Source organism: Fulvivirga aurantia, assembly GCF_009711475.1.
GTDB lineage: Bacteria > Bacteroidota > Bacteroidia > Cytophagales > Cyclobacteriaceae > Fulvivirga > Fulvivirga aurantia.
In genome coordinates this window covers 1-8,611 of the sequence record NZ_SMMD01000797.1, presented here as the reverse complement: position 1 = coordinate 8,611, position 8,611 = coordinate 1, and the positions used below count along the sequence as shown (strand labels likewise).

General features: G+C 40.6%; 6 protein-coding genes. 2 read left to right on the top strand and 4 right to left on the bottom strand.

Annotated elements, in window-relative coordinates; all coding sequences use genetic code 11:
• From E1176_RS10555 to lon, 4 genes are all read right to left on the bottom strand, one after another.
• On the bottom strand, positions 1-999 hold a 999-nt coding region (locus E1176_RS10555; protein WP_222933128.1), incomplete at its 3' end, for a DUF4421 family protein.
• Positions 1,000-1,023: 24 nt separating this feature from the next.
• On the bottom strand, positions 1,024-2,442 hold the full coding sequence (gene hslU, locus E1176_RS10550) for an ATP-dependent protease ATPase subunit HslU (protein ID WP_155210574.1): 1,419 nt from the start codon (positions 2,440-2,442) through the stop codon (positions 1,024-1,026).
• Positions 2,443-2,453: 11 nt separating this feature from the next.
• Positions 2,454-3,464 carry a type IX secretion system protein PorQ gene (porQ, locus tag E1176_RS10545; protein WP_185152745.1) on the bottom strand — a complete coding sequence of 337 codons (1,011 nt, stop codon included), beginning with the start codon at positions 3,462-3,464 and terminating at the stop codon, positions 2,454-2,456.
• 18 nt (positions 3,465-3,482) lie between these two features.
• On the bottom strand, positions 3,483-5,942 hold the full coding sequence (gene lon / locus E1176_RS10540) for an endopeptidase La (protein ID WP_155210572.1): 2,460 nt from the start codon (positions 5,940-5,942) through the stop codon (positions 3,483-3,485).
• A 203-nt stretch (positions 5,943-6,145) separates the two neighbouring features.
• On the opposite strand from lon, the gene E1176_RS10535 reads away from it, so the two are divergent.
• Both E1176_RS10535 and E1176_RS10530 read left to right on the top strand, forming a co-directional pair.
• Entirely contained in the window at positions 6,146-8,086 is a 1,941-nt protein-coding gene (locus tag E1176_RS10535; protein ID WP_246206000.1) for an OmpA family protein, read from the top strand.
• A 70-nt stretch (positions 8,087-8,156) separates the two neighbouring features.
• Positions 8,157-8,611 (top strand): RNA polymerase sigma factor (locus E1176_RS10530; RefSeq protein ID WP_155210570.1); only part of this gene is annotated, 455 nt, incomplete at its 3' end.

Below are 8,611 nucleotides of genomic sequence, written 5' to 3'. Positions count from 1 at the left end.
CTTGATTCTCAGACCCAAAAAGAATTTGATATTAGCAGAGTTGCTATTTACATCAAGGTTATCGATTCGCCCTGACACGAATTGATTTACAGCTGTTATACCTCCAAAAAACCAATCGCCATTATAACCCAAGGCTGCTCTTACGTTGGCTACAGGTCGTATTTTCACTTCTTCCTCCTCAGCACCCTCACGCTCAAATTTAATCCAAAGGTTGCCTGGCCCCACCGCCAGAGATGTATTTAGGTATATATTGTTCCAGGTAAGCGTGTAGGCATACCCGGGCAGTACAGCAATAGTTGTAATCCGCCCGTTAGTAATATTTTCGTTTCTGGGAAAGGCTTCTCTGGCACTCAGTGGTATGAGCGATGAATCAGCACTAAACTTAAAATTAGAAAAGAACATGCCCAATTGAGTGCTTCCCTGGCTCTTGAGCTGTTGGTCAGCTTGTATATAAGGCGAGCGGTATGAGAATTTTTGGTTATTAAACACATAAAACCAATTGGCCTGTACATACTTCAGATTCAGATCTTCTCTTACAGGGTAAGGATCACCCTCCTGCCAGCTATCTATGTGATTCTTTGGTTTTTCTAGATATAGCCCTTCATATTTTTGGTAGGCGATATCGGCACCCCACTTTCTGGCATAAATATTCGTCTGAAAATCAAATGATTCTGTTTCTCCGAAAATCTCCTCAGGCACATCGTCATCGTCTTGTGGTAGCTTAAAAGACACTTCGAGGCCTATGTCAAATAAATATAAACCCAGCCCTAAAAAGTTATTAGAGCTGGGTTTGTAATTGATATTGTCTGCTTCTCTATTTTTATCGGCAAACTCTAGAGAGAGGCTTCTAATAGTAAAAATGGGCTTTAGATATAGCCGATCATCAAACTCTCTGATAAAGGTTGCTCGCAGGGTATCTTCTTTTTTAATTGAATATTTGGCGGTAGCCTTACTATGCACACTCGCTAAAATACTCAAAAACACTATTCCTACAATCACCCGCATCGGGCCAAAATTACGAATTTAAAGGATATACTCGCTTAAGTCTTTGTCTTTTACGAGACCAGAAAGCTTTTCCTTAACCATCTCACGGGTTACAGAAATCTTTGCATTAGGACCGATTTTATCTGGCACATCAAACAAAAACTCATTGAGCAGCTGACTCATAACTGTATGTAACCTACGCGCACCTATATTTTCTACTTCAGTATTGATATGAAAAGCAGTCTCCGCTATCTCGTGAAGTGCATCTTCCGTAAACTCCAGTGACACCTCTTCAGATTCTAATAGTGCCACATACTGTTTGGTAAGTGCATTTTTTGGTTCCATCAATATATGAAAGAAATCATCAACCGTAAGATTGTCTAACTCTACACGTATTGGGAACCTACCCTGAAGCTCAGGAATCAGGTCAGATGGTTTAGCTACATGAAAAGCTCCGGCTGCTATAAATAAGATGTGGTCGGTTTTAATAAGACCGTATTTAGTATTTACAGTAGAGCCTTCTACCACTGGTAAAAGATCTCGCTGTACACCTTCACGACTGACATCGGCTCCGCTACCTCCACCATTTTTACGTGAAGTACCCGCCACCTTATCAATCTCATCGATAAATATAATTCCGGTATTTTCTGCTTTTCTTATGGCCTCTTCTTTCACCTCATCCATATCAATGAGTTTAGCAGACTCTTCCTCCATTAGAATTTTACGTGCTTCAGCGATAGTGACCTTTCTCTTTTTGGTCTTCTTAGGCATCATATTACCAATCATCTCTTGTAGATTGATCATAGAAGACTCGTCCATCATACCACCACCGATCATACCCACACCAGAATTAGCCGGCTTTTTTACATTGATGTCTATCTTTCGATCTTCCAACTCTCCGTTTCTGATCTTTTCTCTGAATCGCTCTCTGGTGCGCTCGTTAAGTTCCTGCTCTGAAGTTGGCATTTCATCTTCACTACTCGCATCATTGGTTGTCGATACAGGTGTTCTACCCGGTGCCTGATTTTTAACCGGTGGTATGAGCGCATCTAAGATGATATCTTCTACTATTTCTGCAGCCTTAGTTTCAACCTCAGCACTTTTCTCATCTTTTACGAGTTTTACAGCTTGCTCAACCAGGTCTCGCACCATACTTTCTACGTCTCTTCCAACATAACCCACCTCTGTAAATTTAGAGGCCTCCACCTTAGTAAAGGGTGCATTGGCTATTTTGGCCAGTCTTCTGGCAATTTCTGTTTTACCTACACCGGTAGCACCTATCATTAAAATATTGTTCGGCACAATCTCTCCCTGCATTTCCGTTTTCACGTTCATGCGTCTCCAACGATTACGCAAAGCAATCGCCACATTTCTCTTCGCATCTTTTTGCCCGATTATATATTTATCGAGCTCCTCAACTATTTGCTTTGGCGTTAAATAAATAGGTTGATTTATCATATCTATAATCTTTATTTCTTCTTAAAAAATGAATTTGTATTGGCCGCCAGACCAAAATTATGAGAGCCGCCCGCAGCGTGATATCCTCCACGACTGTAGCTAAACTCAAAGGCTTTAACTCTAAACATTAGTCCGAAAGAAAGCCCTGCTCCCCCTGCTGTTTCCTCTAGTTTTAACTCCTGACGAACCAAATGGTTGTAACCAACTCTTAAATTGACGTTTTTTGATAACAGTAATTCTGCCCCAACTGTGAGATGCCTAAGCACTTTATCTGCGTTGCCTGGCTCCTCTTCTTGTTCTATCGCGTTTTCATTGAAATATGAAATATCGCCTTGATAGAGATTGTAAGCTGTAAAAGAGAACCTGAAAGGCATAAACTCCGGCTTAAATGAAGTACCTAACTGCACGTCAAAAGGCAACTTGGAATCACTCGAACTAGTGTAATCTCCCAGAACCACACCTATATTCTTAAACACTAAGCCAACATTTAATTGCTTTTCAGGATGCTTAAATACTCCACCCAAATCGACAGCTAGTGCATTGGCTGTGTACTCGGCCAATGAAGAGTTGATAAACTTAAGGCTTGCTCCGATAGTAAAATTACCTACCTTGTGGCTCCTACCCAGTATGAGCAAAGTTTCTCCAGATTCAAACTCTTCTGTCTCTGCACCTGTAGCATCCCTGCCTGTAAAAGAGCCATAACCAAAGTGAGTGGCTCCTATAAACCAGTTGCCGTATTTACCTAAATCATGCTGATAAGCAAAAGTCGCTACGTTTACGTCAGCAAAATAGGCCAGATAATTAAAGCTGGCATATCCTGACAACGTATCACCCGAAAGAGCCGGGTTGGCAAAAACCAGGTTTAAATCCTCCTCAGGTAATGAGACATTTACACCACCTAATGCAGTAAGTCTTGTGGTAGCCGGTACATTTTGAAACTCAAAAGAACGTTGCCCTCCTATTTGTGCTACCAAAGCCGATGGCAAAACCACCAGCATTAAAATTAGACCTATACTTTGCACACTTAGTGGCTTCAATTATTAATTCTCTTTAGCTTCAGTAAAAGTAAATTTAATCGGCTTTTTAACTTTCTCTTTTAATAATGCCAGATTCAGTACCTCATCTACAGTATCAACATAATGTATCGTTAACCCCTTAACGTAGCGGTCATCAATTTCTTTTATATCACGCTTATTTGTAGATGACAAAATGATCTCATTGATACCCGCTCGTCTTGCCGCTAACACTTTCTCTTTGATACCACCTACTGGTAACACTTTTCCTCGCAATGTAATCTCCCCGGTCATGGCCAGCTTAGATTTTACTTTCCTCTGAGTATATATTGAGGCTAATGAAGTGAGCATGGTTATACCTGCCGAAGGTCCATCCTTTGGTACAGCACCCGCTGGTACATGCACGTGCAAGTCATACTGATCAAATACTTTATGGTCGAGGCCAAGATCATCTGCATTGGCTTTAAGGTATGAAATGGCTGCCATAGCAGATTCTTTCATTACATCTCCTAGCTGGCCAGAAAGTGTGAGCTTGCCTTTACCTTTACTGAGACTGGACTCAATAAATAAAATTTCACCACCTACCTGAGTCCAGGCTAGACCGGTAACAACACCTGCAATGTCATTACCTTGGTAGAGCTCCTTGTCAAACCTTTCTGAGCCAAGAATTTCAACGACTTCTTTATCAGTAATCGTTTTGTCGAACTCTTCTTCCATAGCGATAGACTTAGCCACATGTCGGGCTACGCTACCGATTTGTCTTTCAAGGTTTCTTACACCTGACTCTCTTGTGTAGCCATCAATTATTTTGGTAAGCGCCTTTTTGTGGAATTTCACATCAGTCGACTTGAGGCCGTGTTCTTTCTTTTGCTTAGGCACCAAATGCTTTTTAGCTATCTCAGTTTTCTCTTCCTGTGTATAACCGCTCAAGGAGATGATTTCCATCCTATCACGAAGTGCAGGGTGTATGGTCTCCAATGAGTTGGCGGTGGCAATAAATAACACTTTAGAAAGGTCGTAATCAACCTCCAGATAATTATCAGCAAATGTGCTATTCTGCTCAGGGTCTAAAACTTCTAATAAAGCAGACGCAGGATCTCCTCTGAAATCTGAACTTACTTTGTCGATCTCATCCAGGATAAATACCGGATTAGATGACTTGGCCTTTTTGATATTCTGAATGATTTTACCCGGCAACGCTCCAATATATGTTTTTCTATGACCGCGTATCTCCGCCTCATCATGCACACCACCAAGTGACATTCTGACATACTGTCTATTAAGCGCACTTGCAATAGACTTACCTAGCGATGTCTTACCAACACCAGGAGGGCCATATAGACAAAGAATAGGACCCTTCATATTTTGCTTTAGCTTAAGTACCGCTAAATACTCAATAATTCGGTCCTTGACCTTCTCCATACCAAAGTGATCCTTGTCGAGGATTTTCTTAGCTCTCTTTAAATCAAAGTTATCTTCTGTGAACTCATCCCAAGGTAGATCCACCAAAAGCTCTGCATAATTCATCGCTACGGGATATTCTGCAGAGGCAGGGTTCATTCTTGATATTTTATCAAGCTCCTTATTAAAGTGCTTTTTCACTTCCTGAGGCCATTTTTTCTCATCACCTCTTGCTCTGAGCTGGTCGATCTCCTGATCCGGGCCATCCTGACCCAACTCGTCTTGCAGTACTTTAAGCTGCTGTCTCAGGTAGTAGTCACGCTGCTGAGCATCTATATCTGTATGCACTTTCTTTTGAATGTCGTGCTTCAGCTCTAGCAGCTGAATTTCTTTCAGCATTTGCTCTAAAAGCAATGTAGCTCTGGTCATCCCGTCATTGATCTCCAACAACTTTTGCTTGTCTGCTACCTCAGCATTGAGGTTTGAAGATAAAAAGTGAGTGAGAAAACCAGGGTCAGAAATATTATCTAATGCCACCTGCGCCTCCTGTGGGATTTCAGGGTTAAGCTTTAATATCTTACCCGCAGCATCTTTAAGTGACTGAACAATGGCCTTAGTCTCTTTCGTGCTCTTTTTAGGAAAGCTATTTTCTAATAAATTGATTTTTGCCGTAAGGAATGGCTCTTCTTCCAGCACTGTATCAATCTCAAAACGGCTTTTACCCTGTATGATAATGGTTGTATTACCATCAGGCAGCACCAACATTTTAATAATTTTCGCAACTGTACCGATGTTATATATATCTTCCAGTGCAGGATCCTCAGTTTTCACATTCTTCTGAGCAACTACACCGATAATTCTATCTCCCTTATAAGCTTTCTTAACCAGTTTGATAGATTTTTGTCTTCCTACGGTGATCGGAATTACCACCCCCGGAAACAAAACCGTATTTCTAATAGGTAAAATGGCTAACTCTTCAGGCAAGTCTTCCTTCTTGAGCTCCTCACCCTCTTCAGGGTTTATCATTTGTATAAGCTCTTCTTGATCTTCCTGCACTAAGTCTGATAATAATAGCTGATTAAACATATTAATTTTTTATAGTATATGCCATAATGGCACTTATATCGTCTTTTTTTTAGTCATACTGTATATGTCAATACCTATGCCAAAAACTTCTTTATCTTAGCAGCTTGAAAAAACTACATTTTTATAACATCTTTAGTATAAGTTATGAAATCGGCAGGGCTTTGAAAATTATTCATGCAAAATGGATATTCTTAGCTTGTTTTTTGATCACTCTCTCTTTTTCAGAAATACAAGCACAAAAGAAACAAAAAAGGCGATCTGGGGGCACGGTAACTCTCTCAGATACGGTTAGCACTTTCAGCCAATCAGAGTTTTTCAATTTTCCTAATGTAAACGTTATCCCTTATTACAAAAGCAATAAGCTCAAAAAGATTGTTGATCTCAACGATAATAAGGAATGGGAAGCTCTTTACCCATTACTCAAAGAATATGTAGGTAATTTCGGAATCATCAATTTCTACCGCGATACCTACTGGATCTGGAGACTTGCTAAACTCACTGAAACTTATGGCAATTACTTTGAGGCTAAATTGCTCTATAAGCTAGTATTGAAACATCATAGAGATGATATAGACATAAAAACCATCGAGCTCTATTATGATAGTCTCACGACCAACGACCAGGATTATTATGTGCCTTTGGAGTATTACTACGAATTAGTCGACTACAGAAAAGAAGTAGATACTCTACGGCCACCCAGAAGCGTGCTGCTTAACATGGGTAATCTGGTAAACTCCGATTACTCTGACTATGCCCCGACTTTAAGCGCTAATGACGGTATCATGCTGTTCACTTCTAAAAGAAACTCACATTATAGAGGTGTCGATCCCGTGCATGATGAAGATTTATTCTTTTCAGAAAAAGCTTACGACAGCTGGGGAAGTGCTAAAGAGATGAAGTCGATAAACTCTCAATATAACGAGGGCTCTGCTACTCTAAGTAAAGATGGCAAGCAGATTTTCTTTGCCCGTTGCAACTCTCCAGACTCTTATGGCGATTGTGATATCTTCATTTCTGAGTTGCAAGCCGACAGCACCTGGGGCCCTGTAAAAAACTTGGGTGTAGGCGTAAACAGCATTAGCTGGGACTCTCACCCTTCGCTTTCTCACACCGAAGACACATTGTACTTTGCTTCTGACCGAATTGGAGGCTTTGGTCTATCAGACATTTACTACACAGTAAAAAGCGAAGATGGCACCTGGAACAAGGCCAAAAACGCTGGGCCGATCATTAATACAAGAGGCTCAGAAGTGAGCCCGTTTTACCATCATGTTTATGATGTTTTATATTTTAGCTCAGATGGGCAGAATCTAAATTTTGGAGAGTTTGACATTTATAAGTCCTACTTTAAAAATAGCAATTGGGAAGAACCAAAAAATATCGGGCCGCTTGTAAATGGCTCCGGTAGTGAGTTTTATTTTACTATCGACTCACAATCACAGGACCTATTTTATGCACGTTCGGTAGAAAATAGCATGTCTAATATGGACTTATACTCATTTCCACTACCGATGGAGGCCCAGCCAGGTGCAAATACTACACTGCGCGGATCATTGATCAATGAGGAAAGTGGAGAGCCTTTTAAAGGCATCGTTTCCATCATTGACTTAGATAATGGCATAGAAGTGGCTCCTAAATTTTTACGCCCAGACGGTACATTTGAGTTTGACCTGATCAACAACAACAACTACCTGATTATACTTCAGGGGGAGGAGTTTTTTAGGATTGAGGAGATTTTCTATCTAGATGGCGAAATGCAGTTGGATAAGACCACAGAGCCTATTTCAAGTAAAATGAAGTTTGAGTCTATTGAGTTTGAAGAGGGGGAGGCTCAACTCACCACCCCTATGTATGGTGACCTCGATAAACTCGCTGACTTTTTACTGGACAACCCGGACTTTAGATTAAACATCAACGGACATACAGACTCAGATGGCCGGGAGGAGTTTAATCTCAGACTATCCCAAGAGCGCGCAGACATTATAAAAGAGTACCTGGTATACTTTGGCAATGTGGAAGAAGACAGAATTACAGCAACCGGCTATGGCAGCTCAAAGCCTATTATAGAAGAGTCTAGCGAAGAAAATAAGCGCCTCAACCGCAGGGTTGAGTTTGAGCTCTATCGTCAAAAACCAGGCAACTAAATAAATTCTACAGATTTTTTTGAACCTGTAGCCTACATACTCCGACTTACTGGTAACAACAGGTAATTTGATGAACAAAGACAAAATCTTTGACGAGCTACTGGTATTAAAATGCCGGGATGGTGATAAAAAGGCGTTTGAGCTTCTTATTAAGAGATGGCATAAAAAGCTCATAAGCTTTTCTTATAAAATCACGCATGATTTGGAAGCGTCTAAAGACCTTGTACAGGAAAGCTGGATATCATTTCATCGAGGTATCAGAGGTATATCAGCACCTTCAAAATTTAGCTCCTGGATTTATCGTGTAGTTTATAATAAGTCAATAGACTATTTAAGAAAGCACAGATCAGCTGAGCCACAGGAGATAGCTGATGAGATTGATGAGGGTAACGAATACGCAGACGACCGATGGAAAACCATTGAATTTTTATTAAAAAAGCTACCCACAACTCACAAAACAATACTCACGCTCTTTTACCTGGAAGAGCATTCGATAAAAGAAATCAGTGAGATATTACAAATAAA